The 26,946-nt window shown below is 68.2% G+C and carries 26 protein-coding genes; 11 read left to right on the forward strand and 15 right to left on the reverse strand.

Translation table 11 applies throughout. The features are described 5' to 3' along the window. The first annotated feature begins 202 nt into the window (after positions 1-202). The 7 genes from NC595_RS16325 (at position 203) to trxC (ending at position 7,992) form a co-directional block, all read left to right on the forward strand. Positions 203-1,606 (forward strand): glycosyltransferase family 2 protein, encoded by a 1,404-nt coding sequence (locus NC595_RS16325; protein ID WP_253568209.1) that lies wholly within the window; start codon positions 203-205, stop codon positions 1,604-1,606. Then, positions 1,603-3,015 (forward strand): tetratricopeptide repeat protein, encoded by a 1,413-nt coding sequence (locus NC595_RS16330; RefSeq protein WP_253568211.1) that lies wholly within the window; start codon positions 1,603-1,605, stop codon positions 3,013-3,015. Before NC595_RS16325 ends, NC595_RS16330 begins: the two co-directional genes overlap by 4 nt. Before the next feature lie 65 nt (positions 3,016-3,080). Continuing rightward, positions 3,081-3,503, forward strand: a complete 423-nt coding sequence (locus NC595_RS16335) for an FKBP-type peptidyl-prolyl cis-trans isomerase (RefSeq protein WP_253568213.1) — start codon at positions 3,081-3,083, stop codon at positions 3,501-3,503. Positions 3,504-3,582: 79 nt separating this feature from the next. Then, positions 3,583-5,109, forward strand: a complete 1,527-nt coding sequence (locus NC595_RS16340) for a S10 family peptidase (protein WP_253568215.1) — start codon at positions 3,583-3,585, stop codon at positions 5,107-5,109. A 202-nt stretch (positions 5,110-5,311) separates the two neighbouring features. After that, entirely contained in the window at positions 5,312-6,886 is a 1,575-nt protein-coding gene (locus tag NC595_RS16345; protein ID WP_253568217.1) for an FMN-binding glutamate synthase family protein, read from the forward strand. Positions 6,887-6,965: 79 nt separating this feature from the next. Continuing rightward, the gene (locus NC595_RS16350) at positions 6,966-7,466 is read left to right on the forward strand and encodes a thioredoxin family protein (RefSeq protein WP_253568219.1); all 501 of its coding nucleotides are present in this window, start codon (positions 6,966-6,968) and stop codon (positions 7,464-7,466) included. An 88-nt stretch (positions 7,467-7,554) separates the two neighbouring features. Then, a complete protein-coding gene (trxC, locus tag NC595_RS16355; RefSeq protein WP_253568221.1) occupies positions 7,555-7,992 on the forward strand; it encodes a thioredoxin TrxC in 438 nt (145 codons plus the stop codon). A gap of 6 nt (positions 7,993-7,998) precedes the next feature. On the opposite strand, the gene NC595_RS16360 is transcribed toward trxC, so the two are convergent. The 3 genes from NC595_RS16360 to NC595_RS16370 form a co-directional block, all read right to left on the reverse strand. Next, positions 7,999-11,136 (reverse strand): efflux RND transporter permease subunit, encoded by a 3,138-nt coding sequence (locus NC595_RS16360; RefSeq protein ID WP_253568223.1) that lies wholly within the window; start codon positions 11,134-11,136, stop codon positions 7,999-8,001. Continuing rightward, positions 11,129-12,112 carry an efflux RND transporter periplasmic adaptor subunit gene (locus NC595_RS16365; protein WP_253568225.1) on the reverse strand — a complete coding sequence of 328 codons (984 nt, stop codon included), beginning with the start codon at positions 12,110-12,112 and terminating at the stop codon, positions 11,129-11,131. The genes NC595_RS16360 and NC595_RS16365 overlap by 8 nt, the downstream gene beginning before the upstream one ends. 655 nt (positions 12,113-12,767) lie before the next feature. Continuing rightward, the gene (locus tag NC595_RS16370; protein ID WP_253568227.1) at positions 12,768-14,330 is read right to left on the reverse strand and encodes a protein adenylyltransferase SelO; all 1,563 of its coding nucleotides are present in this window, start codon (positions 14,328-14,330) and stop codon (positions 12,768-12,770) included. Between the two features lie 109 nt (positions 14,331-14,439). Between NC595_RS16370 and NC595_RS16375 the strand changes: the two genes are divergently transcribed. From NC595_RS16375 to NC595_RS16385, 3 genes are all read left to right on the forward strand, one after another. Next, a complete protein-coding gene (locus NC595_RS16375) occupies positions 14,440-14,820 on the forward strand; it encodes a VOC family protein (RefSeq protein WP_253568229.1) in 381 nt (126 codons plus the stop codon). A 104-nt stretch (positions 14,821-14,924) separates the two neighbouring features. Beyond that, the gene (locus tag NC595_RS16380) at positions 14,925-15,326 is read left to right on the forward strand and encodes an OsmC family protein (RefSeq protein WP_253568231.1); all 402 of its coding nucleotides are present in this window, start codon (positions 14,925-14,927) and stop codon (positions 15,324-15,326) included. A gap of 98 nt (positions 15,327-15,424) precedes the next feature. After that, the gene (locus tag NC595_RS16385) at positions 15,425-16,012 is read left to right on the forward strand and encodes a DUF1415 domain-containing protein (protein WP_253568232.1); all 588 of its coding nucleotides are present in this window, start codon (positions 15,425-15,427) and stop codon (positions 16,010-16,012) included. A 130-nt stretch (positions 16,013-16,142) separates the two neighbouring features. Here the strand turns inward: NC595_RS16385 and NC595_RS16390 are convergent, their stop codons facing one another. Continuing rightward, positions 16,143-17,090, reverse strand: a complete 948-nt coding sequence (locus NC595_RS16390; protein WP_253568234.1) for a GlxA family transcriptional regulator — start codon at positions 17,088-17,090, stop codon at positions 16,143-16,145. Positions 17,091-17,208: 118 nt separating this feature from the next. Here NC595_RS16390 and NC595_RS16395 point away from each other — a divergent pair, with 118 nt between their 5' ends. Continuing rightward, complete coding sequence (locus NC595_RS16395; protein ID WP_253568236.1) at positions 17,209-18,021, forward strand: SDR family NAD(P)-dependent oxidoreductase; 813 nt, start codon at positions 17,209-17,211, stop codon at positions 18,019-18,021. Between the two features lie 89 nt (positions 18,022-18,110). On the opposite strand, the gene NC595_RS16400 is transcribed toward NC595_RS16395, so the two are convergent. The 11 genes from NC595_RS16400 to NC595_RS16450 form a co-directional block, all read right to left on the reverse strand. Next, on the reverse strand, positions 18,111-18,446 hold the full coding sequence (locus tag NC595_RS16400) for a DUF7684 family protein (protein WP_425493167.1): 336 nt from the start codon (positions 18,444-18,446) through the stop codon (positions 18,111-18,113). A gap of 143 nt (positions 18,447-18,589) precedes the next feature. Further along, positions 18,590-18,856 (reverse strand): hypothetical protein, encoded by a 267-nt coding sequence (locus NC595_RS16405; RefSeq protein WP_253568240.1) that lies wholly within the window; start codon positions 18,854-18,856, stop codon positions 18,590-18,592. Positions 18,857-19,342: 486 nt separating this feature from the next. Beyond that, positions 19,343-19,774: a hypothetical protein gene (locus NC595_RS16410; RefSeq protein WP_253568242.1), complete on the reverse strand. Its 432-nt coding sequence runs from the start codon at positions 19,772-19,774 to the stop codon at positions 19,343-19,345. A gap of 55 nt (positions 19,775-19,829) precedes the next feature. Continuing rightward, entirely contained in the window at positions 19,830-20,045 is a 216-nt protein-coding gene (locus NC595_RS16415) for a glycine zipper domain-containing protein (protein WP_253568244.1), read from the reverse strand. A 67-nt stretch (positions 20,046-20,112) separates the two neighbouring features. Beyond that, positions 20,113-20,334: a hypothetical protein gene (locus tag NC595_RS16420; protein WP_253568246.1), complete on the reverse strand. Its 222-nt coding sequence runs from the start codon at positions 20,332-20,334 to the stop codon at positions 20,113-20,115. A gap of 68 nt (positions 20,335-20,402) precedes the next feature. Continuing rightward, a complete protein-coding gene (locus NC595_RS16425) occupies positions 20,403-21,053 on the reverse strand; it encodes a hypothetical protein (protein WP_253568248.1) in 651 nt (216 codons plus the stop codon). Between the two features lie 205 nt (positions 21,054-21,258). Next, positions 21,259-21,957, reverse strand: coding sequence for a pseudouridine synthase (locus NC595_RS16430; protein WP_253568250.1), 699 nt, complete (start codon positions 21,955-21,957; stop codon positions 21,259-21,261). Continuing rightward, the gene (locus NC595_RS16435) at positions 21,954-23,018 is read right to left on the reverse strand and encodes a methyltransferase (protein ID WP_253568252.1); all 1,065 of its coding nucleotides are present in this window, start codon (positions 23,016-23,018) and stop codon (positions 21,954-21,956) included. Before NC595_RS16435 ends, NC595_RS16430 begins: the two co-directional genes overlap by 4 nt. A gap of 268 nt (positions 23,019-23,286) precedes the next feature. Beyond that, entirely contained in the window at positions 23,287-23,652 is a 366-nt protein-coding gene (locus NC595_RS16440; protein ID WP_253568254.1) for a YajD family HNH nuclease, read from the reverse strand. Positions 23,653-23,846: 194 nt separating this feature from the next. After that, the gene (locus tag NC595_RS16445) at positions 23,847-25,853 is read right to left on the reverse strand and encodes an OPT family oligopeptide transporter (RefSeq protein ID WP_253568256.1); all 2,007 of its coding nucleotides are present in this window, start codon (positions 25,851-25,853) and stop codon (positions 23,847-23,849) included. An 87-nt stretch (positions 25,854-25,940) separates the two neighbouring features. Continuing rightward, complete coding sequence (locus NC595_RS16450) at positions 25,941-26,915, reverse strand: alpha/beta hydrolase (RefSeq protein WP_253568258.1); 975 nt, start codon at positions 26,913-26,915, stop codon at positions 25,941-25,943. Positions 26,916-26,946: the final 31 nt, after the last annotated feature.

Below are 26,946 nucleotides of genomic sequence, written 5' to 3' on the forward strand. Positions count from 1 at the left end.
GTTGCCGGCGACCATCGGCCACATGCCGCTTGTTGAACGCAGCGGAACGCCAATGACCGGCATGTGACAGCTGGCACATTCCCTGCTTCCGCTACCCCAGGAACACCGCACTCCCCCACCCCAAACCCAGGAACGCGCTCCCGCGGTCATCCACCGGATGACCGTGCCGGGCGAAGCCATGCCCCAAGAGAAGTCCTGCACCATGACGCCGCTCGCCCCCATCGCCACGGAAGACGCCCAGCACGAGATCCCCCTCTCGCTGAGCAACCCGCCGCGGGTAGTCTCCATCGCCCGGCGTCCGGAAGGCCGTGCTTACCTGCCAGTCCGCCTGAAATTCGCGCTGACACTGACGGCCGCGTTCGCCTGGGCCGGATTTTCCCTGCACTTGGCGCTCCCGTGGATCCACGACCTCGGCCGGCTCATCGGTCCGGTGGCGGCCCACCTGGTGATCTGGGGCGTGGCCATCCTTCCCGGCTTCATGAACGCCTTCCTGGTCATCGGGCTGATGCTGGATCGCCGTCCGCCCCGCGCATGGCAAGGGGCATTCCCCGGGGTCACCGTGCTGGTGGCTGCGTACAACGAGGAAGCTTCGATCCTCGCCACCGTCCAGTCGCTGGCCCGGCAGAACTATCCCGGCCCGATGCAGGTCGTGGTGATCAACGACGGTTCGACCGACGGCACCATGATCAAGCTGGCCTCGGTGAACTACCCGTGGCTTACCGTACTGGACCTGGTGAAGAACGGCGGCAAGGCTGCCGCGCTCAACCAGGGCCTTAAGGTTGCCGCCCATCCGCTCACCATCACGCTCGACGGCGACTCCTACCTTTACGGCGACGCGCTGCGCAACCTGGTCGGCCGCTTTCTCAGCGACCCGCCGAACACCGCGGCCGTGGCCGGCTCGGTGCTGGTGCGTAACTCCCGCCTCAACCTGGTCACCCGCATCCAGGAGTGGGACTACTTCCACGGCATCGCGGCAATCAAGCGCCTGCAGAGCCTGTTCCAGGGCACGTTGGTGGCACAGGGCGCGTTCTCGCTCTACCGCACCGACGTGCTGCGCGAGGTGGGCGGGTGGCCGGAGTGCGTGGGCGAGGACATCGTGCTGACCTGGGCCATCCTCAACGCCGGACACCGCGTGGGCTACTGCGAGGACGCGATCACCTTCACCAATGCGCCGACCTCGTTCCGCCAATTCATCCGCCAGCGCCAGCGCTGGTCGCGCGGCCTGATCGAGGCGTTCAAGGTGCACGGCAAGCTGCTGCTCAAGCCGCGCATGAGTACGGTCTTCGTGTGGTGGAACCTGCTGTTCCCCTACATGGACGTGGCCTACACCCTGTTCTTCATCCCCGGCATCCTGCTGGCGCTGTTCGGGATCTACTGGATCGCCGGACCGATGACCCTGCTGGTGCTGCCGATGGCCGGCGCCGTGAACTACCTGATGTACTACATCCAGTCGCACATGTTCCGCGCCCAGGGCCTGCACGTGCGCCGCAACCCGCTGGGGTTCATCGTCTACGCGCTGTTCTACGGCATCGTGCTGCAGCCCGGCTGCGTGCTTGGCTACCTCGCGGAAATGCTCAACCTGCGCAAGCACTGGGGCACCAAGTGAGGCCGGTGCTTCCCGCGCTGGTCGCGCTGGCTCTCGCACCGGCGATACACGCCCAAGCCACCGACGTCGCGCAGGCGATCCGCGATGGCCGCCACGCGCTGGAGTCGAACGATCCGGCCCGTGCCCGCAGCCTGTTCGCCCGGGCACTGGCGCAGTCGGAGCAGCCCGGCAATGCCTACGCCGCTGCCATCGGGCTCGGACGCGCCGAGCTCTGGCTCGGCCAAGTGCCGGATGCCGAGGCGACGTTCCGCCGTGCGTTCACCCTCGCCTCGAACCCGGACGAACGCCACGCGGCGCGTACCGGTCTGGCCCAGGCGCTGAATGCCGAAGACCGCCCGCGCGAGGCCTGGAAGCTGCTGCGCGACGACGCCAGCCACGACCCGCGCAGCACGCTCGAGCTGATGCGTGCGGCCCAGGCGCTCGGCTGGCAGGACCGCACCCTGCCGGCGCTGGCAGCCACGCGCGCACCGGCGGATACCGGCTACCTCGGCACCCGGTTCGATCTGCTCGCCGACGACATGCGCTATGCCACCGCGCCCCAGATCGAGGGAGACACCAGCTACAGCCACGACAGCGAAGGCCTGGACGTGTGGAGTGTCGGCGCCAGTGCGTTCTCGCCGCTGCATGGCGACGACGCCCTCGCCCAGCGCTACGGCGTGGCCGTCGACACCGTGCGGGTCAGCAATCCGGGCAACTCCCGCCGCCTGCAGGGCGTCTCCGGCGTCGGCCAGTGGCGCATCGGCGACATGCAGAGCGCCGACCTGCGCCTGGGCCTCGGCCAGGCCGGCGGCTGGCAATACCTGCAGGGCGCCGGTCACTGGACCGTGCAGCCAAGCGACGACTTCGCCCTTTCCGCCGGGGCCGAGCGTGCGCCCCTGCTCACCGATGCGGCGATCGCCCATCGCATCGCCTACGCCACCTACAGCGTCGGTGCCACGCTTCGTCCGGGCGATCACCTGTACCTGCTGCCGACGGTGTTCCGGCAGCAGTTCACCGATGGCAACCGTCGCGACGGCGCGGCCGCCCGGCTGGTGCTCAGCCCGTTCGACATCACGGGCACACCGGCCGCGCTGGGTGGCCAGTTCGGCGTGCGGGTGTTCCGCAGCAGCCAGCCGGGCGGAGGCATCTACTTCAACCCGCAGCACTACCGGGCCGTCACCGCCGGGCTGATCGGCGTGATGAGCCTGTCGCCGAAATGGCGGCTGCGCGCGACCGCCGACGGCGGCCGGCAGACCACCGACGGCAACAGCGTCGGCATCTACACGCTGGACGTGTCGCTGGAAGGCCGCCTGCCGCACAACGGCCGCGTGCAGGTGCACGTGATGCGGAGCTCGGCCGCCTCGGTCAGCGGCGGCGGCTCCGGCTACTGGAACAACTCGCTCGCCGTCTCGGTGAGCTATCCCTTTTGACCTGCGCGGGGGCGCATGACGGGCCGGCTACAATGCCGGCCCGTCTCCTTTTTCCGAGAGTGACCATGCGCCGACTGCTCTGCCTGCTTCCGCTCCTGCTCGCCGCCTGCTCGTCGCAGCATGCCGCCCCCGCCGCCGACATCCCCGCGATGCAGAGCATCGATACCGTAATCGGCACCGGCCCGGTGGCCAAGCCCGGCGACACGGTGGAGGTGAACTACACCGGCTGGCTGTACGACCCGAAGGCGCCCGACCACCACGGCAAGAAGTTCGACGCCTCGCAGGACCACGGCGGCACCTTCACCTTCCCGCTCGGCGCCGGCCAGGTGATCAAGGGCTGGGACCAGGGCGTCGCCGGCATGCACGTGGGCGGCAAGCGCACGCTGCTGATTCCCTCGTCGATGGGCTACGGCAGCCGCGGTGCCGGTGGCGCGATCCCGCCGAACGCCGCGCTGGTGTTCGACGTGGAGCTGGTCAGCATCAAGTGATCGCGCGGGCCTCGGCCAGGTCATCGGCCGGGGCCATGACTTCCTGCACGGTTGCCGTGAAGGCCGGGCCGCTACGGTCATGGCCTTTCCCCGCAAGGACCCCACCGTGCGCCACGTACTTTCCTGCGCCCTGCTTGCCGCGCTCGCTGCCGGCACTCCCGCCCTCGCCTTCTCCGCCGACCAGCCGGCCAAGCCCGACACCACCGCACCTGCCGACAAGGCCTTCCACCTGCCGCCGCTGCCGGCCGACGCCCACGTTGCGCAGACCGTGCAGGTCGATGGCCGCACGCTGAAGTACACCGTCACCGTCGGCCACCTGCCGGTGCGCGACGAGCAGGGCAAGATCACCGGCGAAGTGGTGTTCACCGCCTACACCATGCCCGGCAAGGATCGCCCGGTGACCTTCGCGGTCAACGGCGGCCCGGGCGCGTCCTCGGTCTACCTCAACTTCGGCGCGATCGGTCCGAAGCGGGTCAATTTCGGTGTCAAGGGTGCCAACCCGTCCGATCCGGCCACTCTGCACGACAACCCCGGTACCTGGCTGGGCTTCACCGACCTGGTCTTCATCGACCCCATCGGCACCGGCTTCAGTCGCGCGCTGGTCGATGACAAGAAGGCCACCGAGCTGTTCTACAGCACCGACAACGACATCAAGTACCTCTCGCGCATCGTCTACGACTGGCTGGTGAAGAACGGCCGCATGGACTCGAAGAAGTACCTGGTGGGCGAGAGCTACGGCGGCTTCCGCGGCCCGCGCATGACCGACTACCTGCAGACCCAGCTCGGTGTGGCGATGAACGGCCTGGTGCTGGTGTCGCCCTACCTCGACCCGGCCGCCTCGGACGACGAGAACGTCTCGCCGCTGCCGTGGATGCTCACCCTGCCCTCGATCGCCGCGGCCAACCTCGAGCGCGAGCACAAGCTCACTGCCGAGGCGATGGCGCCGATCGTCGACTACACCCGCACCACCTATGCCACCACGCTGATGCAGGGTCGCAGCAATCCGGCCGCCACCGACGCGATGATCAAGAAGGTCACTGAACTGACCGGACTGGATCCCCTGTTCGTCCAGCGCTCCGGCGGCCGCATCGAGACCCAGGCCTACCTGCGCGAGATCTATCGCGCCGAAGGCAAGCTGGGCAGCCGCTACGACTCCAACGTCACCGCCTGGGATCCGTTCCCGACCGCGCCGCAGCAGGAAACCGGCGATCCGATCCTCAACGGCATCATCGCACCGACCACCACCGCGATGGTCAACTTCGTCACCAAGACGGTGGGCTGGAAGATCGATGCCCGCTACAACGCGCTCAGCTACCAGGTGAACCGCCTGTGGCACCAGGACAAGGACGCCAACCGCGGCTCGGTCAACGAACTGCGCGAGTCGGTCGCCAATGATCCGGGCCTGCGCGTGCTGATTGCGCACGGCTGGGACGACCTGTCCTGCCCGTTCATGGCCTCGGTACTGGTGGTCGACCAGATGCCGGCGATGGGCGACCCGACCCGCGTGCAGGTGAAGGAATATCCCGGCGGCCACATGTTCTATGCCCGCCCGGACAGCCAGCGCGCACTGCGCAACGACGTCGAGAAGCTCTACGGCGTGAAGTGATCCGCGGCGCCGCGCCGGTCCGCCGGCGCGGCGCTTCATGTCGCATCGACGCCACCCAAGGCACGCTGGTGGGCAGACGCGGCGCTTGCCGCCTCGCCCGCTCCGTCCCGGCGCCCCGCTTCTGCGGACCGCGATGCCGGACGGCCATCCACGCGGCGTGTCGACCTCTCCGCGCGACGTGCCGCCCGCCGGAGCCCGTCGCATGTGGCGCCAACTCTTCTATGCGCTGTCCGTCCTGGCGATCCTCGCCGTTGCCGCCCTCGTTCCGTTCCATCCCGAGGCCGCCTGGGCCTTCGCGGTGATCCTGCCACTGGTCGCGCTGGGCCTGTACGACATCGCCTCGCCGCGAAACGTGCTGGGCAACTACCCGGTCATCGGGCACCTGCGCTACCTGATGGAGTTCATCAGCCCGGAGATTCGCCAGTACTTCCTGGAGGACGACAAGAGCGGCCGCCCGTTCAACCGCCAGCAGCGCGACCTGGTCAAGTCGCGCGGAGCCGGCAGCAGCGGTACGCACCCGTTCGGCACCGAGTACGACGTGTTCGCCTCCGGCTTCGACTTCGCCGTGCACTCGATCGCCGTCAAGCAGGTGCCGAAGACCGCCGAGCGCATCACCGTCGGTGGACCGCAATGCCGCCAGCCCTACGACAGCTCGCGCCTGAACATCTCGGCGATGAGCTTCGGTGCACTGTCCAGCCACGCCGTGCTCGCGATGAACAAGGGTGCGGCGATGGGCGGCTTCGCGCAGGACACCGGCGAGGGCGGTCTCACGCCCTACCACCTGGAGCACGGTGCCGACGTAATCTGGGAGATCGGCTCGGGCTACTTTGGCTGCCGCACCAGGGACGGGCGCTTCGACGACGAGGACTTCCGCCGCAAAGCCACCGATCCGCACGTGAAGATGATCGAGATCAAGCTCTCCCAGGGCGCCAAGCCCAGCCACGGCGGCATGCTGCCCGGCGCCAAGGTGAACGCCGAGATCGCGCGCATGCGCGAAGTGCCTGAAGGAAAGGACTGCCTGTCCCCGGCCGCCCATCCGGAGTTCGACACGCCGCGCGGACTGCTCGCCTTCGTCGCCCGCCTGCGCGCGCTGTGTGGCGGCAAGCCGGTGGGTTTCAAGCTGTGCATCGGCCGGCGCAGCGAGTTCCTCGGCATCTGCAAGGCGATGCTGGACACCGGCACGCTGCCGGACTTCATCACCGTGGATGGCGCCGAGGGCGGCACCGGTGCGGCGCCGGTGGAGCTGTCCGACCGGCTGGGCCTGACCATCGACGAGGCGCTGCCGTTCGTGCACGGCGCGCTGGTCGGCTGCGGCCTGCGTAACAGGATCCGGGTGATCGCCAGCGGCAAGGTGGTCACCGGCTTCGACATGGTGCACAAGATCGCCATCGGCGCGGACATCTGCAACGTCGCGCGGCCGATGATGTTCGCCGTCGGCTGCATCCAGGCCCTGCGTTGCCACACCAACACCTGCCCCACCGGCGTCGCCACCCAGGACCAGCGCCGCGCCCGCGCGCTGAAGATCGACGAACGCGCCGAACACGTGCGCCGCTACCACCGTGCCACCGTCGACAGCTTCATCGAGATCACCGGCGCGATGGGCGTGGCCCACCCCGACCAGCTCACCCCGCAGCACATCCTGCACCGCATGCCCGACCAGCAGGCGCGCGACTACGGCCAGCTGCACTGCTACCCCGCGCCGGGGGCGCTGCTGTCCGGGACCGTACCGGAGCCGTTCGCGCAGCACTGGGCGGAGGCGTCGGCCGATCGCTTCTGACTCCGCGCATGTAACCTGACCGACCGTTGCAGCGATTGGGGAGGGACCGCGGCCCATGCCGCCCAGCCCCGGAACGCCCATGCGACGCATCCTGCTTGCCCTGCTGCTTCTCGCCACCTCTGCCACGGCGCTGGCAGACACGCCGACTCGCGCGCCGGCGTTTACCGGTGTGACCCGCTGGATCAACTCGCCGCCGCTGAGCATCGAAGGCCTGCGCGGCAAGGTGGTGCTGGTCGACTTCTGGACCTTCGAATGCATCAACTGCCTGCATGCGCTTCCGCAGGTAAAGGCACTCGATGCCAAGTATCGCAGCGAGGGACTGGTCGTCGTGGGCGTGCACACGCCGGAGCTGGACGCCGAGCGCGACACCGGCAACCTGCTCGCCGCGGTGAAGCGCCTGGACATCACCTACCCGGTGGCGCAGGACAACGACTACGCCACCTGGAACGCCTGGCACAACCAGTACTGGCCCGCGCAGTACGTGATCGACCGCCAGGGCCGCGTGGTCTACACCCATATCGGCGAAGGCGGTTACGCAGCGATCGAACAGGCGGTGCGGCAGGCGCTGGCAGCGCGCTGAACTGCCGCAGGCGGAAATCTTGGCGGGGACTTGAGCCTGCCGCCGCGGCCATCATGTTGCGGACCAGTCACCCGAATCCGGACCTGCCATGACCTCACCGCTCGCCGTTCCCTGCCCACACTGCAGCGCGCTCAACCGCGTGCCCGCCGAGCGGCTCGACCAGCAGCCGAACTGCGGCCGCTGCCACCAGCCCCTGTTCGGCGGCCACCCGCTGGAGCTGACCACCGCCAACTTCGACGCCGTGGCCGGCCGCGGCGACCTGCCGGTGCTGGTCGATTTCTGGGCCACCTGGTGTGGCCCGTGCATCGGCTTCGCGCCGATCTTCACGGCGGCGGCCCGCGAGTTCGAGCCGCGCGTGCGGCTGGCCAAGGTGGATACCGACGCCCAGCAGCCGCTGGCGCAGCGCTTCGGCATACGCTCCATCCCCACCCTGATCCTGCTGCGTGAGAGTCGCGAGATCGCCCGCCAGTCCGGTGCGCTGAACGCCCAGCAGCTGCGCCAGTTCGTGGCACAGTCGCTGCGCTGAGCCGGCTCAGTCCAGCGCAGGCTCGGCCGCGAGGTCCTGCGGCCGCAGGAAGCGCGCGGCCAGCGGCGGCAGCACCAGCAGATTGAGCACGGTGGAGGTGACCAGGCCTCCGAGGATAACCGCGGCCATCGCGCCCTCGATCTCGTTGCCGGGGGCACCGGCGGTCATTGCCAGGGGCAGTAGGCCGAGCGCGGTGATCAGCGCGGTCAGCAGGATCGGCAGCAGGCGCTCGGCGGCGCCACGACGCGCGGTGGCGTCGTTCCACGTACAGCCTTCGACCTGCACCAGCTCGCGGTAGTGCGCCAGCAGCATCAGTGCGTTGCGCACGCTGATGCCGAACAGGGTGACGAAACCGACCAGGCCACCCAGGCTCAGGCTCGCGTCGCCCAACAGGGCTACCGCCACGCCGCCAACCAGGGCAAACGGCAGGTTCAGCAGCACCAGCAGCACGGCGCGGCGTCGACGCAACGCGAGCCCGAGCAGCACCAGCACGCCGGCACCGGCCAGCGCCGCATGGGCCAGCAGCTCGCGCGTCGCGCGTGCCCCCGCCTCGGCGTTGCCGCCGAACACCGGGAACACGCCTCGAGGCCAGGCGACCTGGCGCGCCAGTGCGACGCGCGCCCGGGCCACGAAGTCTGCGGCGCGCTCGCCACCGCCAAGGTCCACCGTCACCGTCTGCACGCGCTGCCCGTGGTCGTGCAGGATCATGAAGCGCCCGCTGCCCATGGTAATGTCGGCCACCGCCGACAGCGGTACCTCGCGCCCGTCCGGCGCGTTCAGCGGCAAGCGGCCGACCGCCGCGGGATCGCGACGCAACGCCGGCGGCAGGATCACCGCCACGTCGAACTGCCGGCTGCCATCGACCACATGACCCACCACACGGCCCGCATAGGCGGCCTGCAGTGTCTCCTGCACATCGGCCGGCGACAGCCCCCAGCGCGCCAGCGCCTGCGGGCGCAGGCGGATCGACAGCTGCGGCGCGCCCTGCGGAGCGCGCACCTGCACGTTGCGCGCTCCCGGCAGGGTGGCCAGCGCTCGCGCGGTGGCGTTGGCCAGCTGGTCGAGGCGGTCCAGGTCGTTGCCGTAGATGCTCACTGTCACTGGCGAGGTGTAGCCGGACAGCGTCTCGTTGATCCGCTCGGTCAGGAAGGTGTTGACGCTGAACTGCGCGCCCTGGAAGCGCGCCAGTGCGTTGTCGATCGCCTGCAGCACCCGGCGCTGGCCGGGGCCGGACAGCGGCTCGAGGTCGACCTCGATCTCGGTGGAGAACAGCGGATTCGGATCGCCCACCCGCTCCGCGCGCCCGGTACGCTGGCCGACGTAGCGTACGCCGGGAACGCGCAGCAGTGCCTTGCTCACCCGCTCGCCCAGCCGCTCGGATGCGTCCAGCGAGGCACCGGGCTGCAGCCGCATGTGCACGATGTAGTGCCCCTCGCGCAGGGTTGGCAGGAACCCGGGACGCAGCAGCGGCAGCGTGCCCAGGCCGGCCAGGCACAGCACTACCACGCCGGCCAGCAGCCACCGCGGATGACGCTCCATCCGCTGCAGGAGCCGGTCGTAGAGTTCGCGCCAGCGCGCATGGAAGCGCGGCTCCGCACGCTGCGCCTCGCGCGCCAGCAGCAGGCAGCCGAGCGCCGGCGTCACCGTCATCGCCACCCCCAGCGAGGCGAGGATCGCGGCGATGTAGGCCAGGCCAAGGGGGGCGAACAGGCGCTGCGCCACGCCGGAAAGGGTCAGTACCGGCACGAACACCAAGGCGACGATCAGCGTGGCGTAGACCACCGCGCCGCGCACCTCGGTGGAGGCGGCCAGCACCACCGCAGGCACCGGTCGCGGATCGTCGCTGGCGCGGTTCTCGCGTAGCCGGCGCAGGATGTTCTCCACGTCGATGATGGCGTCGTCCACCACCTCGCCGATGGCGATCGCCAGACCGCCCAGGGTCATCGTGTTCAGGCCGACGCCGAAGCGTTCCAGCATCGCCACTGCAGCGAGCAGCGAGAGCGGGATCGCCAGCGCCGAGATCAGCGCCGCACGCATGTCGTGCAACACCAGTAGCAACACCACCAGCACCAGCGCCGCACCGATCAGCAAGGCCATGCGCAGATGGTCGAGCGAGGCGCGGATGAAGTTGGCCGGGCGGAAGATCGCCGGGTACAACGCCACACCCTGCTCCTTCAGCTGCGGCGCGAGCTGCGCCAGCCGCGCATCCAGCGCGTGGGTGACGCGCACCGTGTCGGCGCCGTACTGCTCGTTCACCACCAGCAGCACGCCGGGCTTGCCCATCACCGAGGCAATGCCGACCGCCGGTGCCGCACCGTTGGTCACCGTGGCCACGTCGGACAGGCGCAGCATCTGTCCCCCATGGGCGCGCAGCACCGTCGCGCCCACCACGGTCGCCGTGGTGGCGGGGTTGTGCACGGCCAGCACCACCCGCTGCTCGCGGTTCTCCACGAAGCCCGAACCCACCGTGGAAGTCGCCCGCCGCGCCGCAGCCGCCACCTCGTCGAAGGTCAGGCCGTAGCGCGCCAGGGCATCGGGTCGCACCTGCACCTGCACCTGCCGCACGTCGCCGCCGAATACGTTCACGTCGGATACCCCGGGCACCGCCAGCAATTGCGGGCGCAGGCTCCAGTCGGCCAGCGTGCGCAGGCCCATCAGGCTGCGTGTGTCCGAGCGGATGCCCACGCTCAGCACCACCATCGCCGACGACGACAGCGGCAATAGCGTCGGCGCCTGCACGCCGGAGGGCAGGTCGGCGGCGGCCCGGCCCAGTCGTTCGGACACGCTCTGGCGCAGGCGCGTAAGGTCGGCGCCGGCATCGAAGGTCAGCGTTATCACCGACAGTCCCTGCAACGACTTCGAGCGCATCTGCACCACGCCGCCGGCACCGGCCAGCGCATCTTCCAGTGGCTGGGTCACCAGCGACTCGACCTGCTCCGGCGTCATGCCCGGCGCCTCGGTCTGCACCGCCGCTTCCGGCGGCGCGAACTCGGGAAACACATCCAGCCGCGCCCGCGTCAATGCCAGCACGCCGAAGCCGACCAGGATCACCGCCAACGCGACGATCGCCCCCCGATGCCGCACGCTCGCCGCCAGCACCGCATGGATGAGCCCACGCGCCGCGCGCCCGCGCGGCTCAGTCATCGTCATCGTCCTCGCTGGCCGGGGTGGCGCCCGGTGGCGGCTTCAGCTCCTGGGTCAGCAGCAGTTCGGCGCCCAGCACCACCACCGGCTGGCCGGGAAGCAGGCCGTGACGCACCACCCACGCCGCGCCGCTGCGCTGGCTGCCGGTCACCGCGGTCCGCCGGAACGTGCCCGGGGCAGATTCGACGTAGACCCAGGACTGGCCGGCATACCAGACCACCGCATCCAGCGGCACCGCCACGGCGTCGCCGGCGGCGTGGTCCGCCACGCTCACGGCCAGACGCTGGCCGCTGCGCAGATGCGCGTCGTCGGCGCGATAGAAAAAGCTCGCGCCCTGCACCACCGCGTCGGTGGTCGGTGCCGCGCCCAGCAGTTGCGCCGGCACGGGCGCTGCGGGCGGCTGCTGCAGCACCACCCGCGCCGGCGGCTGGGCGATGCCGGCTTCCGGCCACGCCAGCTCCACCAGGGCGGCATCGCCGCGGGCAAACGGCGCCAGTGCCTGCGGCCCCTGCCCGGCCAATGCCGCCAATGCGCCCCCCCAACGGGCGCGCGCATCGGCCTGCAAGGCCGCCAGTCGCGCCGTGCCGGCGGTCTGCGTGGCACGCGCCGCCGCCGCCGCCGCATCGGCCGATTGCACGTCGCGTCGCGATACGTAGCCGCGCGGCACCAGCGCGCGCAGCCGCCGCGCCTCTGCCTCCGCGGCCCGCGCCGCCGCGGCGTCGGCCTTCACCTGTGCCCGTGCGCTGTCCAGGTCTGCCGCCGCGGACAGCAGCGCCGAGGGGTCACGCACCGTCGCCACGGCATCCGGCAGGTCCAGCGCGCCGGCTCGCGCGAGAGGGGCGGTCACCACACCTTCCCGGGCCTGCGCGGCCGCAGGAAGCTCCACCGTTGCCTGCACCGCGGCATGGGCCGCCAGCGGCAACCAGAAAAGAGCGACGAGCATCCCGCACGAACGACGGGAACGAAGCTTCTGCATCAGGCGAATCCATCCAGTGGGTGGCCAGGCTTCCGTGGCTGCGTGCACCGCTGGCCGGTCAGCGAAGTAGCGATGGTAACCAGCTTGCACCGAAGCTTGTTGCGTGTCGCACGCGTCATCTTGCGGAACCCTCCCCACGGATCCGCGCTTAGGGACATGCCGCGATCGGCGGCGCCGACCCAGCCGCATCGCCCCTGGCATCGTCCGCCGCCGCGCCCCGGGGTCCGCCTGCCGGCCGGCAGTGACCAGCGCCCGATGCCGCACCCCCGGTCACAGCCCACCACGCAACCGGCACTGTGCCCGCCACCCGCTGCGAGACCACAGCAACGGCCGATGCCGGCGGCCCGGCCTGCGCCGTCACAGGGCAGGAGGCACGGCAACGCGAACGACCACGGCCGCGGCAAACCGAGCGACCGCAAACGCGACGATCGCGGCGGCCACTGATCCCGGGAGCACCGCACGCCGCGCAGGCCAGCTTCCGGCCAGCGCCGGAGGGACTGTGGAAACACGGCAGTTACCCGGCAAGGACCCGGGCCACTCCAGCTGTTTCAGCCTGCTGAGCTCGTCGTGCCGGCGGAAGCCGGCATCCGGCGGGTCGTCCTCCCAAGCTGGATAAGCGCCAACGGCCACGCCCTCAGCCCGGTGGGGATGCCCCTCACGAACTGCACGACAGCATCGAGCAGCCCGCCTTTTCCTTCGCCCAGTCCGGTCGCCTGCCCGCGTAATGCGCGCGATCCGGCTGGTCGTCGTAGGGACGACGCATCACCTCCAGCAGGGTGTGCACGCCGGACAGGTCGCCCTGCGTGGCCAGGTCGATCGCCTCCTGCGCCAGGTAATTGCGCAGCACATAGCGCGGGTTGGCCAGGCGCATGCGCTCGCGTCGCTGCAGCGCAGGCTGCGCATCCTCGCCCAGCCGCTTCGCGTAGCGCGCCAGCCAGTCGCGCAGCTCGCCGTCGAAGCGCTCGCGCAGGTGCGCGTCGTAGAACGCCCCCTCCATTGCCGCCGTCGGCTGCGGCCGGGCCGGGTCGAAATCGAGCAAGGCGCGGTAGAACAGCGTCATGTCGATCTGCACCTGCGCCATCAGCGTGTGCAACTGGCTGTGCAGCACATCGTCCTCGGCACGCGGCTCGGCCAGGCCCAGCTTGTCGGCCTGCATCCGCCGCTCGGCGGTGGCATAGGTGCTGGCGTACCAGTCCAGCCCGGCCTGCAGCGGTTCGGTGCCGGCGAACAGCGGCGACAGCGCCGAGGCCAGCCGCGAGAGGTTCCACCATGCCACCTGCATCTGCTGGCCGAAACGGTAGCGGCGGCGACCGGCGTCGGTGGTGTTGGGCGTCCAGTCCGGGTCGTAGTTGTCGATCCAGCCGTAGGGGCCGTAGTCGATGGTCAGGCCGAGGATGGACAGGTTGTCGGTGTTCATCACACCGTGCACGAAGCCCACCCGCATCCAATGCGCGACGGTCTGCGCGGTGCGTTCGCACACCTCGCCGAACCACGCCGCGTACAACGCCTCGCCCGATCCCTCCAGGTGCGGGAAATCGCGACGGATGGTGAACTCCACCAGCTGCCGCAGCAGCGTGTGGTCACCCCGCGCATACGGCAGCTCGAAGTGGCCGAACCGGATGAACGACGGCGCCACCCGGCACACCACCGCACCCGGCTCGAACTCGGGATGCCCGTCGTAGAACATGTCGCGCAGCACCGATTCGCCGGTGCCGACCAGGCTCAGCGCGCGCGTGGTCGGCACACCGAGATGGTGCATCGCCTCGCTGCACAGGAACTCGCGGATCGACGAGCGCAGCACCGCCCGGCCGTCCGCGGTGCGCGAGTACGGCGTGAGCCCGGCGCCCTTGAGCTGCAACTCCCAGCGCTCGTCGCCGGCCGTCACCACCTCGCCCAGCGAGATCGCCCGGCCATCGCCCAGCTGTCCCGCCCAGTGGCCGAACTGGTGTCCGCCGTAGTTGCTGGCCCAGGGCTGCATGCCCTCCAGCAACCGGTTGCCGCCGAACACCTCGGCGAACCAGGGCGCAGCCACGTCTGCCTCGCCGAAACCCAGCGCCTGCGCCATCTCCGGCGAGTGCGCCAGCAGCCGCGGAGCAGCTACAGGCGTGGGATCGACGCGCGAATACAGCGCGCCCTCCACCTGCCGCTGCCGAGGTCCGGTCTCGGGGTCGCCGGGCAGTTCGCGCAGGAAGGCGTTGTCGAAACGAAGTGGGGTCATGCAGGCATGGTTGAGGCGAAGCGGGCCAGACGCAAGCCGTGTCCGCCGCCCCATCGACGACGATCGGTGTACTTTCTCTCCGCCCCGTCACGCCGCCGAGGAACCCGCCATGAAACGTCTGTGGACCATCATCGGGGTCGACGATGTTGCCCGCAGCTTCCGCTGGTACCAGACCTTGCTCGGCCTTCCCGCGTCGCCCCCGGCGCACGACTACTTCGGCCAGATCCTCGACGACGACGGCACCGTCCTGCTCTGCCTGCACGCCTGGGGTGCGCATGACCATCCCTCGCTGCACAGCCCGGCCGAAGCCCGTCCGGGCAACGGCCTGCTGCTGTTCTTCCGGGTCGACGATTTTGACGACGCGCTGGGACGCGCCCGCACCCTGGTAACGGCGCTGGACGAAGAACCAGCCATCAATCCGAACACCGGCACCCCCGAATTCGCACTGAGTGATCCGGATGGATATCGCGTCATGGTCAGTGCGCAATGAGCCACGCGCCACGAACATTTCGGACCAGGTTCCACGCCTCGGCAAGCCGCTGACCGCAGCTCGAGCCAAAGCGCGTTCCAGACTGACCAAACCCGGGAGAAGTCATGCAGATTTCGGCATTCGTCAAAAGCGGCGGCGGCACCCACGAAGCACGCGTCTCGACCAGTGGATCCATGCGGGAGCTGACCGTTCCCGCGAAGCCGGACGGCCACGGCTCGGCGGTCAACGGTGGCGAGTTCCTGATGCTGGCGCTGGCCACCTGCTACTGCAACGACCTGTATCGCGAGGCCGGGCGCATGGGCCTCGCGCTGACCCGGGTGACGGTGGAGGCCCATGCCGAGTTCGCCGGCGTCGGACTGGCCGCCCGCGACATCCGCTATCGCGCCGAGGTGGAGTCCCCGGCGTCGCCGGAGCAGATTGGCGAGCTGATCCGGCAGACCGACGCGGTGGCGGAAGTCCAGAACACGGTGCGCGCCGGCGCACCAGTTACGCTGGAGAAATCCTAGCTGCGCAGTGGGCGCGCCACGTGCCGCAGCAGGACATCCGCCGCAACCCGACGGCATCACCCCGCTATAGTCGCGCCCTCGCCACTGGAGTCCCCGCCATGTCCGATGCATCCTCCTTCATCACCGCCGGCCTGACGCCGGAGGACGCGCCCTATATCGAGGCGACGCGGCACTGGGTGGAACGGGCGGTGGTCGGACTGAACCTGTGTCCGTTCGCGCGGGCGCCCTTCATCCAGGGCCGCATCCGCTACGCGGTGAGCCATGCACGCGACACCGACACCCTGCTCGACGACCTCTGCGGCGAACTGCAGAGCCTGGCCGCGGCCGACGTCGCCGAGTGCGAGACCACCTTGCTGATCCACCCGCACGTGCTGGGCGACTTCCTCGACTACAACGACTTCCTCGATGTGGCCGATACCGCGGTGGAAACGCTCAAGCTCGACGGCGTGCTGCAGGTCGCCAGCTTCCACCCGCACTACCAGTTTGCCGACACCGCCCCCGACGACGTGGAGAACGCCAGCAACCGCTCGCCGTTCCCCACTCTGCACCTGCTGCGCGAAGCCAGCGTGGAACGCGCCGCCGAGGCCATGAGCGACCCGGACGAGATCTACCGCCGCAACATCGACACCCTGCGCAAGCTGGGGCGCGAGGGGTGGGAGAAGCTGGATGTAGGCAGCGCGGACTGAGCTGGATCCGGCCAGCAGCAGCTACACGCTATCCAGGCGCAGCAGCGGGGCGCGAGCGAGCGTCTCACTGTCCCTGCGAGATGCGTCTTCCCTTCGCGATCCAACCGTGCGTCCCGGTGTGGCTCCCCGCTCACTCCGCCACGCGCGACTGCCGCCGCATCGACTGCGGAGCCACACCGAAACCGCGCTGGAACACCTCGCGCAGGTGCCGCCGATCGCGGAACCCAGTCTCGCGGGCGATCACCTCCAGCGGGAGACGCCCATGTTCGACCATGACCCGTGCAGCTTCCAGCCGCAGGGCCTCGATCGCCCTGGCCGGTGACTGTCCGGTCTCCGCCGTGAACACGCGGCTGAACTGGCGCGGGCTCAGGTTGGCCTGCTCGGCCAGTTGCTCCACCCCCAGCCGGGTCGCCAGATTGCGCCGCGCATAGTCGAGCGCCTGCTGGATGCGATCGCTCCGCGGAGCCAGCTCCAACATTTCCGAATGCTGCGACTGCCCGCCCGCGCGGCGGTGATGCATCACGAGCCGGTGCGCGACCGAGCGCGCGATATCCGCCCCCAGATCCTTCTCCACCATGCCCAGGGCCATGTCGATCGCCGCCGTCATGCCGGCCGACGTCCAGAACGGACCGTCGAGGATGAAGATGCGGTCGGCCTCAACCTGGATGTCCGGATGCCGCTGCTGCATCTGCTCGGCATAGGCCCAGTGGGTGGTGGCGCGGCGTCGGTCCAGCAACCCCGCTTCGGCCAGCACGAAACCGCCCGTGCAGATGCCGGCGATCCGCCGCGCTTTGGGCGCGACCCGGCGCAGGAACGCCAGCAGTTCCTGCGATACCGGACTGGCCAGCGGATCGATCACGCCGGCCACCATCCACGTGTCCGCACGGCTGCGCGTCACCAGCGGCCGTGTCGTCACCCGCATGCCTATCGAGGCGCAGACCTCGCCTCCTTCCAGCGAGCCGTTGTCGACCACGTAGAAAGGTTCGCCAGCGGCCAGGTTGGCGAACTCGAACACCGCCTGCGAGGCCAGTGCCATCACCTGGAAGCCGTGCCCCAACACATATCCGACCCGATGCATGCGATGGCTCCCGCCATGTCCTGAAAAATAACCATATCCGTCATTTAAGCCATCGTCCAGTTGCCCGAACATGACTCCACACCCCGCGGCCCCCGCTGCCCATCCCGGAGAAATGAACATGTCCACACAGACTTCATCCCACGCCGGCACGGCCCTGGTAACCGGCGCCTCGTCCGGCATCGGTGCGATCTATGCCGAGCGCCTGGCCCGCCGCGGCCACGACCTGATCCTGGTGGCCCGCGACCGGCAGCGCCTGAACGCACTGGCCGACCGGATCACGAGCCTCACCCAGCGTTCGGTCGAAGTGCTCGAGGCCGACCTCACCGAACGCGACTCGCTGGCCGTCGTCGAGCAACGGCTGCGCGAGGACGAAGACATCACGCTGCTGGTCAACAACGCCGGCATCGGCACGCATACCCCGCTGCTGCAGAGCGACGTCGAGCGCATGACCCGCATGATCGAGCTCAATGTCACCGCGCCGATGCGCCTGGCGTATGCGGTGGTACCGCGGATGGTGGCGCGCGGTCGCGGCACCCTGATCAACATCTCCTCGATCGTCAGCCTCGCGCCCGAAGTGCTCAATGGCGTGTACGGCGGCAGCAAGGCGTTCGTCACCGCCTTCAGCCAGTCGCTGCACAAGGAACTGGCCGGCACCGGCGTGCGCGTCCAGGCGGTGCTGCCCGGCGCCACCGCGACCGAATTCTGGGCCACCGGCGGCCTGCCGCTGGAACAGCTGGACGCGCGCATCGTCATGCGTGCCGAGGATCTGGTCGACGCGGCGCTGGTAGGCCTCGACCGCGGCGAACTGATCAGCATCCCCTCGCTGCACCCGATCGAGAAATGGGACGCCTTCGAGTCCGCGCGCCAGGCGATGGCCGGACACCTGTCCAGCAACACCGTTGCCGAGCGCTATCTCGCCAAGAGCTTCTAGCACCTGACTTGGGCGTCGAGCGCTCCTGAAGAGTTAGATCAGGGTGTCACCCAAACCGTAGAAACTACCCGTCCGCCTTGAGCGAAATGTCAGGCAGCAACGAAGCCTTGGACAATGTGAGAAGAATCCCTGCACGAGGCGATGTGTAGCAAGACCGTGCGTTGAAGATCAATGACTGAGTGCACTGCATGGTTCTTGCAGAAATGGAACACCTGATTGAGAGATTCATTGGCATGCCATGTTGTGAGCACGTCTTGATCGCCTGGAATGTCGCCGTAGTTGAATTGATGCAAATTGGCGAAATCCACGGAATCGTCCCACGTTGTGCAGTCCTGGCCCCACGCCATCATGTACAAGCAGCCTGATTGCACCAACCAATTGCTTACCTTGACCTGCCACTTCCGGGTTACATCTGCATCAATGATTACGACGACTCAAAACGGCGAGAGATGGGCGATATCTGGCAACGCGCCCTCAGGCGAGATGTGAAGGTAGACCGAAGATTCGCTCATAAAGCCCAACGCTGGAGTTAAGCGGCGCGCGGTGCCCGTCCGCCTTGAACGGGTGGTTAGGCACCCGCGGTGCGCCTGCGAAGAACGACTATGCCAGCAAAGGCGAGGTTGACCAACGAGATGCCAGCAAGCCACATGAGCGAGGGAAATAGGTAGTTCCGCATCGACTCGACGCCGGCGGCCTGTACGGCACCCAAGGCTTTGGGGTTACAAGGCCCGGCGATCGGGAGTTGGGCGAAGGTGACAAAGAAGCGCTGGGCGCCGGCAAAAAGGGCGACCACATTGACGGCAACGAGCGCTAGAAATGCTGACTTTTGTTTCATGACCTAACGCTTGAGTTGAGCGGCGGCGAAGCCGTCCGCCTTGAACGACTGGTTAGAGCACACCTTACGGCTCCCGAGCGCGCTTGTCGCTGACCTTGAGGACTTGGCTGACGGTAAGGACGTACCTGGATACGCCCAAGTTGCAGTAGTGGCCTGGCGGGCTGAGTGTGCCACGCACAACAACGCGCGCAGTGCCCCAAGGGCCGCTAGCGCCTTTGGCTGGAAGCTCCGCTTGCTCCATGTTGCCGCTGAGGCACCAAGTTTCGTCGGTGCCGTCGGGCGTGAAAGACGAAGACTCGAAGTTGTAGAAGTAGGTGCCGCTGTACACCTTGCTCACGGCGGGACCCGCAGTCGTAGCGCAACCTCCGCACAGGAGAACGGCAGCGGTGCCGATTATCGAGAGAAGAGGTTTCATGCGCTCTAACGCTTGAGTTAAGCGGCGCGCGGTACGCGCGTCCGCCTTGAACGAATGGTTAGGCGGAAACGCTACAGCCAATTCCCGGAGACCGCCATGACCCCAACGAAATAGATACCGAAATTGATCCAGGCCATGGCGAAAGCCAATGCGGCCATCGGCATCCGGATACCACGGGCAAAGCCAACTAAGAGCGCCATGGCCAGAAAGTAAGCCCACCAGATATAGCCGAGAACTGCTGCACGCAGCAACTGCGGTGGGCGAGCTGGATATGCCGGCTCTGCCCAGAACGCCGCCGCAAAGGCAGCGACACCGATAAGAAATATGAGGGAAATGCCAGTCGCAAGCATGACAGGCTTTGAAACTAGTCGCTCACGCCTAACAAGCGAAAGTATGGCCCATAAGGTGACTGCGAAAAGAGGAGTGCTGATCGGCCACATCGACACTGGCCAACCGAATGACATGTTGATCGCACTAAACATCCGATTGAGGAAATCCGACATGGGTGCCTAACGCTGGAATTGAGCGGCGGCGTAGCCGTCCGCCTCGAATGAAATGTTAGACGCCACCGGCATCATTTTTGCTGCCATTGTTGCCAGATTTTGCCGCGCGCTTTTTGCCCAACGCAATCCCATACACGACACCGATCGCAATGCCGGGCCCTATACCCAGAGCGAGGTTACCAAAGATTATTCCAAGGCCACACCCGATGGCGACGCCGATGCCAATACCAAAGCTTAGGTAGCGCTGCTGCTCCGTCTGTTGTTTTGACATGCCTCGAATCCTGTGGCGTCTAACGCTGAGTTGAGCGGCGGCGGCGCCGTCCGCATCGAATAAATGGTTAGGCTTCACCGCGGTCGGCCAAATGCGCCCTCAGCTCGCGAACCTCTTGCCGAAGCTGCAGAACGGGGCCTTGGCTGAGCAACAGGATGCCAAAGGCGAATGCCGCCATAAGCCAGCCTTCGTCCCCGAAGCCGGATTGCCGCGCGATGGCGTTGCCGGCGAAGGACGCAACGATCACACCGATGATAGCGATGGCGGTGCCAACAGCTTTCAGGTTCATACACCTTCCCTTGTGATGCCTAACGCTGGAGTTGAGCGGCGGCGCAGCCGTCCGCCTCGAACGATTGGTTAGGGCGCGTACCAGCTACAGTACGACGCCGCCTTGGATGCATGAATGAAGAGCGGTCCTTTGATGGGCTTAATGGGTGCCCAAAGAGACCGCCATTCGCATTGGTAAGCATACTTGGGATCTTTCATGACGGCCGGGTGCAACTGGTGCGGCTCCGTGTAGGGCTTTGTTTTTTGTAGGTAGTGAACCTGGCCGAATCCAACCAACCGCGCCTGGTGACGAATGGTATGGCTTACAGCATTTACAAATGCTTGGGCATCGCTGATCTCAACGCACGCATCACAGCCAAACTCGACCATGACGTCGCGAGAAAACTGGGTAGAGCAACACAACACGTAGAGATCTTCGGAGTTAGAGCGCGAAATGATACGAGCACCGTCTTCCATTACGATCTTGACATTGCTCGCCTGCTGGCCGGGTCGAAGCACGTGCTTACGGAAGAAATCCGCTTCTGGGGTCGTGCCACCCAAATCAACCTCGCCGCCTCCCAACAGCTCGAACTCAGTTTGGAAGGAGCCCTCGTCCTTGTCAGCTACAGCAGAGTTGTACTTTTCAGTATTACGGTACTCGTAGAGCGTCCCAATCTTTATGGCTCCGCGGCGCGCGAATGCATCGGCGAACTGTTTAGATATGTACTTGTAAAGCCGCATTTAGCGCCCTAACGCTATGTAGATTGCAAAACGCAGTCTAATCCTGCGACCTGACACCGGTTTGTTACGCAGAAGATTACATCCACCTTCCTATGAAACAGCAACTTACCACCGGTACCGCCGCCTAATCCAACCATCTAATCCTGCAGCCCGTATGTGATCCTGGCAGGGCTGACCCTGGGCGGTCGGACACGGTGAACCGACCTCATCCGAAAATCGACGCCACCTCCCCCTCCCCTAACATCCGCCATTTCCCCGCCGACAGCTCGCCCAGCCCCAAGCCGCCCACCGACACCCGGTGCAACGCCTCCACGTGGTTGCCCACAGCGGCGAACATGCGGCGCACCTGGTGGTAGCGGCCTTCGTGCAGGGTGAGGCGGGCCTTGCGAGGCTCGATCACGTCCAGTTCGGAGGGCAGCAGCGGGGTGTCTTCCGACTCCAGCATCAGGGTGCCGCTGGCGAAGGTGGCCGCTTCATCGCCGCGCAGGTCGTTGGCGAGGGTGGCCTCGTAGACCTTGGGCACGTGTGACCTGGGCGAGATGATCCGGTGCAGCAGGGCGCCGTCGTCGGTGAGCAGCAGCAGGCCGCTGGTGTCGCGGTCGAGGCGGCCGACGGTGGAGAGCGCGGGATCGCGCACGCGGTAGCGCGGCGGCAGCAGGTCGTAGACCACGCGACCGCCATCCTTGCGCGAGCAGGTGACGCCGAGCGGCTTGTGCATCATCAGCACCATGCCGGTGGGCGGGTCCAGCGGTTCGCTGTCGAGGCGGATGTTGGCGTACTCCACCTTGTCGTCGGCGTAGAGCACCTCGCCGTCGGCGTCGGTGATGCGGCCTTCGCGGAACATCCACTGGACGTCCTTGCGGCTGCCGTAGCCCAGGTTGGCGATGAGCTTGACCAGTTTCATGCGCGCACTCCGCGGGCGACGATGACCTTGAAGCCGCCTTCGTCGGCCACCGTGCGCACCTCGGCGAAGTGGGCGGCGAGCGTGGCCTCGTACGGCAGGTGACGGTTGGCGACCAGCCAGAGCTGGCCGTCAGGTTTCAATGCATGGGCCGCCGCGGTGATGAAGGCGCGACCGAGTTCTGGCTGGCCGGCACGCCCCTGGTGGAACGGCGGATTGCTGACGACGGCGTCGTAGCGACCCGGCAGACCCGCAGTGACGTCGTGCCAGTGCAGCGAGACCGCCACCGGGTGCCCTGCCCGGGCCTGTGCTTCGGCGAGGTTCTGGTGCGCGCAGACCAGGGCGCGCTGCTCGGCCTCGAAGCCGTCCAGCGCGGTGACACCGGGGCAACGCGCGATCACCTCGCTGGCGAGGTAGCCGTAACCCATGCCGAGGTCGGCGACGTGGCCGGCCAGATCCGGCGGCAGGTGCGCCGCCAGCAGCGCCGAAGCCGCATCCACCCGGTCCCAGGCGAACAGGCCGGCCCGGCTCCAGTAGCCGGCGGCGTTGCGGCGCGGCGTGTCCAGCTCCAGCCATTGCGCCAGCCGCTCGGCGTCGTGCGTGCCGTCCAGCAGCGCGGTCCAGAACACGCGGCATTTGTGCTTGGAGAGGTGGCCGCCCGACTTGCCCAGCGCGGCGAGATCCGTCTGCGCCGATTTCGCCCCCTCGGCGTTCGGCACGCAGGCCAGCACCACGCCGCCAGGTGCGGCCAGCTGCACGGCGCGGGCGAAGGTGGCGCGGGCCTCCTCGCGATGGCGCGGCGGCAATACCAGCACCAGGTCGAATCGCTCGTCGTCGATCTGCGCGTCCACGCTCAGGCGGCTGCGCGCCAGCGCCTCGGCGAACGGCTTGAAGCTCTGCTCGCAGCGCCAGCCGGGCCTGGCCATCTCGCGCAGGCGGAAGCCGTCGCGGGCACGCAGGAACAGCACGCGGGCGTTCGCCGGCAGGCGCAGGGCACCCTCTTCCAGCGGCAGGAACAGGGCATCGAGCACCTCGTCGACGGGGGCGGCGGCTACAGGGGACATCGGTGCGGCTTCACACGGCTGGCGGGCCGTGATTGTACGCGGGGGGGGTATCGGCGGGCTGGGGCCGACCGGTCGGCGGCACCAAGCGCGTCGCGACTGAAGTCGCTCCCACAGGCCGGCCGGGCTCCTGGGTGTTCCGCAGGAGGGGCTTCAGCCCCGACAGGCGGCGCGGGAGAGCGTCGCGACTGAAGTCGCTCCCACAGGCCGGCCGGGCTCCTGGGTGTTCCGTGGGAGGGGCTTCAGTCCCGACAGGCGGCGCGGAGAGCGGCTACTTCTTTCGCTCCAGCATCGCCTTGAGGTCGGCGAAGGGGTTGCCGGTGGCCGGGGCTTGGGCGCCACCGGTGTCGAGCGTGCCGGCGTCATGGTCGAGGTAACGCTGGTGCTCGTTGTCGTGGCAGTACAGGCACAGCAGCTCCCAGTTGCTGCCATCGGCCGGGTTGTCGTCGTGGTTGTGGTTGCGGTGGTGCACGGTGAGCTGCTGCACGTTGCTGCGGTCGAATTCGCGCGCGCAGCGGCCGCAGATCCACGGGTACATCTTCAGCGCGCGGTCGCGGTAGCCATGGCCGCGCTGCTCGGCGGCGCGGCGGGCTTCGGCGACGATGCGGTCGAGCTTGCTGGAGTCGTTGGCGGGCATGGTGGCGGGTCGGGTTGATGAGGTGATGTGCCGGTGGCTCCGACCGGGGACCTAGAAAGGCACTGGATCCCAGCCTGTGCTGGGATGACGACAAGGAGGGCCGCCGCAACCTGGGATCAGCCACCCCTCGATGTCACAACTCCAGATGGCATCAGCGGTGTCGAAGCTTCGCCGCTGATGCCACGCCGATGTGGTTACGCACCGGCCCGGCCCATCCGCGCCACCCAGCGGTACAACACGAATACCACGATGGCGAACGCGCCGCCGCCCAGCCACACGGCGTAGTCGGCAAAGCCTGAGCCGACCAGGGCCAGCGGGGCGTCCTTGTTGAGCCCGAGCTTTTCGGCGAAAGCCTTGATCGCGGCAATCACCACGCCGATGATGCTCTCGCCGACGATCAGGCCCGAAGCCAGCAGCACTCCGAGCTGCTTCACCGGCTCGGCACGCGGTCCCTTGTCGGCCTGGCGGTCGTAGACCCAGCCCACCACCGAACCGACCACCACCATCAGGGTGGAGACGGTCGGCAGGTAGATGCCCAGGCCCACCGCCAGCGGCGGCAGGCGGAAGCGGCTGACCCGGGCCAGTACCTCGTCGATCAGGATGATCGCCGCGCCGATGCCCGCGCCCGTCCAGATCAGGCTCCAGTCGATGTTGCCCTGGATCACGCCCTGCGCCAGCGCGGAGATCAGGCCCGCCTGCGGCGCCGGCAGCGCGTTGGCCGGGTTCACTCCCGGCGCGCCAAGGAAGCCGTAGGCCTGGTTCACCAGGTCCAGCACCGGCGGGATCACCGCCGCGCCGGCGATCACGCCGACAACGAGCGCCGCCTGCTGCTTCCACGGCGTGGCGTCGACCAGCTGGCCGGTCTTGAGGTCCTGCAGGTTGTTGTTGGCGATGGCCGCCACGGTGAACACCACCGCGGTGACGAACAGCGAGAACGCCACCAGCGCCTTGCCGGTATCGGGCGCAAGGTGCGGCTGCACGAACGCCGCCAGCAGCAGCGAGGAGCAGATCACCACCAGGATGCCCACACCCGACAGCGGGCTGTTGGAGGAGCCGATCAGGCCGGCCATGTAGCCGCACACGGTGGAGACGAAGAAGCCCATCAGCACCACGAACGCCACGCCGCCGATCGCCAGCATCGCCACTTCGTTGCCCAGGCCGCTGACATTGGCGAAATGGCCGAGCAGCCAGGCGATCGGGACGAAGCAGGCCAGCGTGACCAGGCCGACGAGGCCGATCGGCATGTCGCGCTCGGTGCGCGGCAACGTGTCGGCCTGGCCGGCCTTGCGTACGCGGTTGGCCGCCATCGCGCCGGCCAGACCGCTGGCCACCGGCTTGACCAGCTTGGCCAGGGTCCAGATCGCCGAGACCGCGATGGCGCCGGCGCCGACATAACGCACCTTGTGGCTCCAGGTCGCCTGGGCGATATCCGCCAGGGCACCGGTGCCGCCGGCCAATGCGGCGTAGTGCGGCACGCCCCAGCCCCAGCCGATCAGCGCACCGACCAGCATCGCGATGCCGACCGAGATGCCTACCAGGTGGCCGATCGCGAACAGCGCGAACGACAGCCCGAAGTCGAAGCCGGTGACGCCGCCGCGGTCGTTGACCTTGAAGTACTTGACCACATCGGAGGCGAAGATCTGCGTGGCCACCACCACCGCGAACACCGCCGAGACGATCGAACCCCACAGCACGGCGAGCAGACCCGAGCGGCTGTCCTCGGTGGGCGTGTCGGTGCTGTCGTCACCGGCGCCGACCTTCAGCACCTCGGCGCAGGCAACGCCTTCCGGGTACGGCAGGTCCGAGCCGGTGACCAGCGCGCGGCGCAGCGGGATCGAGTACATCACGCCGAGCACGCCGCCCAGCGCGCAGATGGCGAACGACAGCCAGAACGGGAACCCGGTCCACCAGCCGATGATGATCATGCCGGGCAGCACGAAGATGATCGACGACAGCGTGCCCGCCGCCGAGGCGATCGTCTGCACGACGTTGTTTTCCTGGATGGTGGAATCCTTGAAGCCCTTGAGCAGGGCCATCGAGATCACCGCCGCGGGAATCGAGGTGGAGAACGTGAGGCCGGCCTTCAGGCCGAAGAACACATTGGCGGCAGTGAACACGACGGTGATCACCACGCCGATGATCAGGCCGCGTACGGTCAGTTCGGTGCGCGGCTCCAGGCCCGGCGCTTTGGGTTGGCTCACGTGCAGGACTCCCCGGATGGACAAGGCCCGAACGATAGCGTGGAACGCCCTCGCATGGCAGCGCGCACCGCCGCATGGGCCGCTGGGTCAGCCGTCCGGCGGGAAGGCCCAACGCAGGAAGTCCGGCAATACGGCCGCCCAGGCTGCCTGCCTGTGCTGTGCGTCAGGCACAAGTTCCAGTGCCACCCGGCCGGCGCGCGGCGGATCGGCGGGACTGCCCTCGACCACGCCGTAGCCGAGCTGGCGTAGGCCACGCAGTGCGTGGCCGTCGGGCGCACGCCAGCCGTTCACCAGGTCCTGTACGTCGTCCACCGCGTCGATCACGCCGTCGTGGTCGCGGTCGGCGGTTTCCTCGCCGGTGCCCACCGACAGCCACAACCGCAGTTCCGGCCGTGCCGGGCCCCGGTTCACCATGTGCAGCGCCAGCCGCGAGCGCTGTGCGGCCCCGGCGCTGCTGCGGTCGGCCGCCACCCAGAACGAAGGCGAGAAAGCGCCGATCGTGCCGAACCGGTCCGGCGCGTTCCAGCCCAGGCCGAAGGCACTCAGGCCGCCGAGCGACCAGCCCAGCACGGCGCGCCCGCGCGGCGTGGGTTCGGCGCGGTAATGGACGTCGACGTAAGGCAGCAGCGTGCCGATGAACCATTGCGCGTAGGCCGCTGCGTTCGTACCGATGGGTCCGACCGGCGAGCTGCCGACGATCGGACGGTGGCGACCGCGGTCGAACAGGCCGTATTGCGCAAGCCGGTCCGGCAGCGCATCGACAGCGACCACGATCACCGGCGCGATGGCATGCGCGCCTTCCAGCCGGGCCAGCGTGGCGCGCATCGCCAGCGCGTCCATGTCCTGGCCGTCGTTGGCGTACAGCACCGGGTAGCGCGCCGTGCCCAGGGCGTAACCCGGCGGCAGGAACACGCGCACGTGGAAACCGCCCGGGGCTAGCGCGCCTCCGGGGAGCGTGAGCTGCTGCGTGTCGAGGATCGGCGATGGGCCTGCCGCCCGCGCCGCCCCCGTGCCCAGGGCGGCCAGCCAGAACAGCGCGAGACAACCACGAACGAACCCCATACCAGCTCCCCGGCAGCGAACAGCCGCCACC

It is taken from the genome of Dyella lutea (assembly GCF_024158035.1).
Taxonomy (GTDB): Bacteria; Pseudomonadota; Gammaproteobacteria; order Xanthomonadales; family Rhodanobacteraceae; genus Dyella_A; species Dyella_A lutea.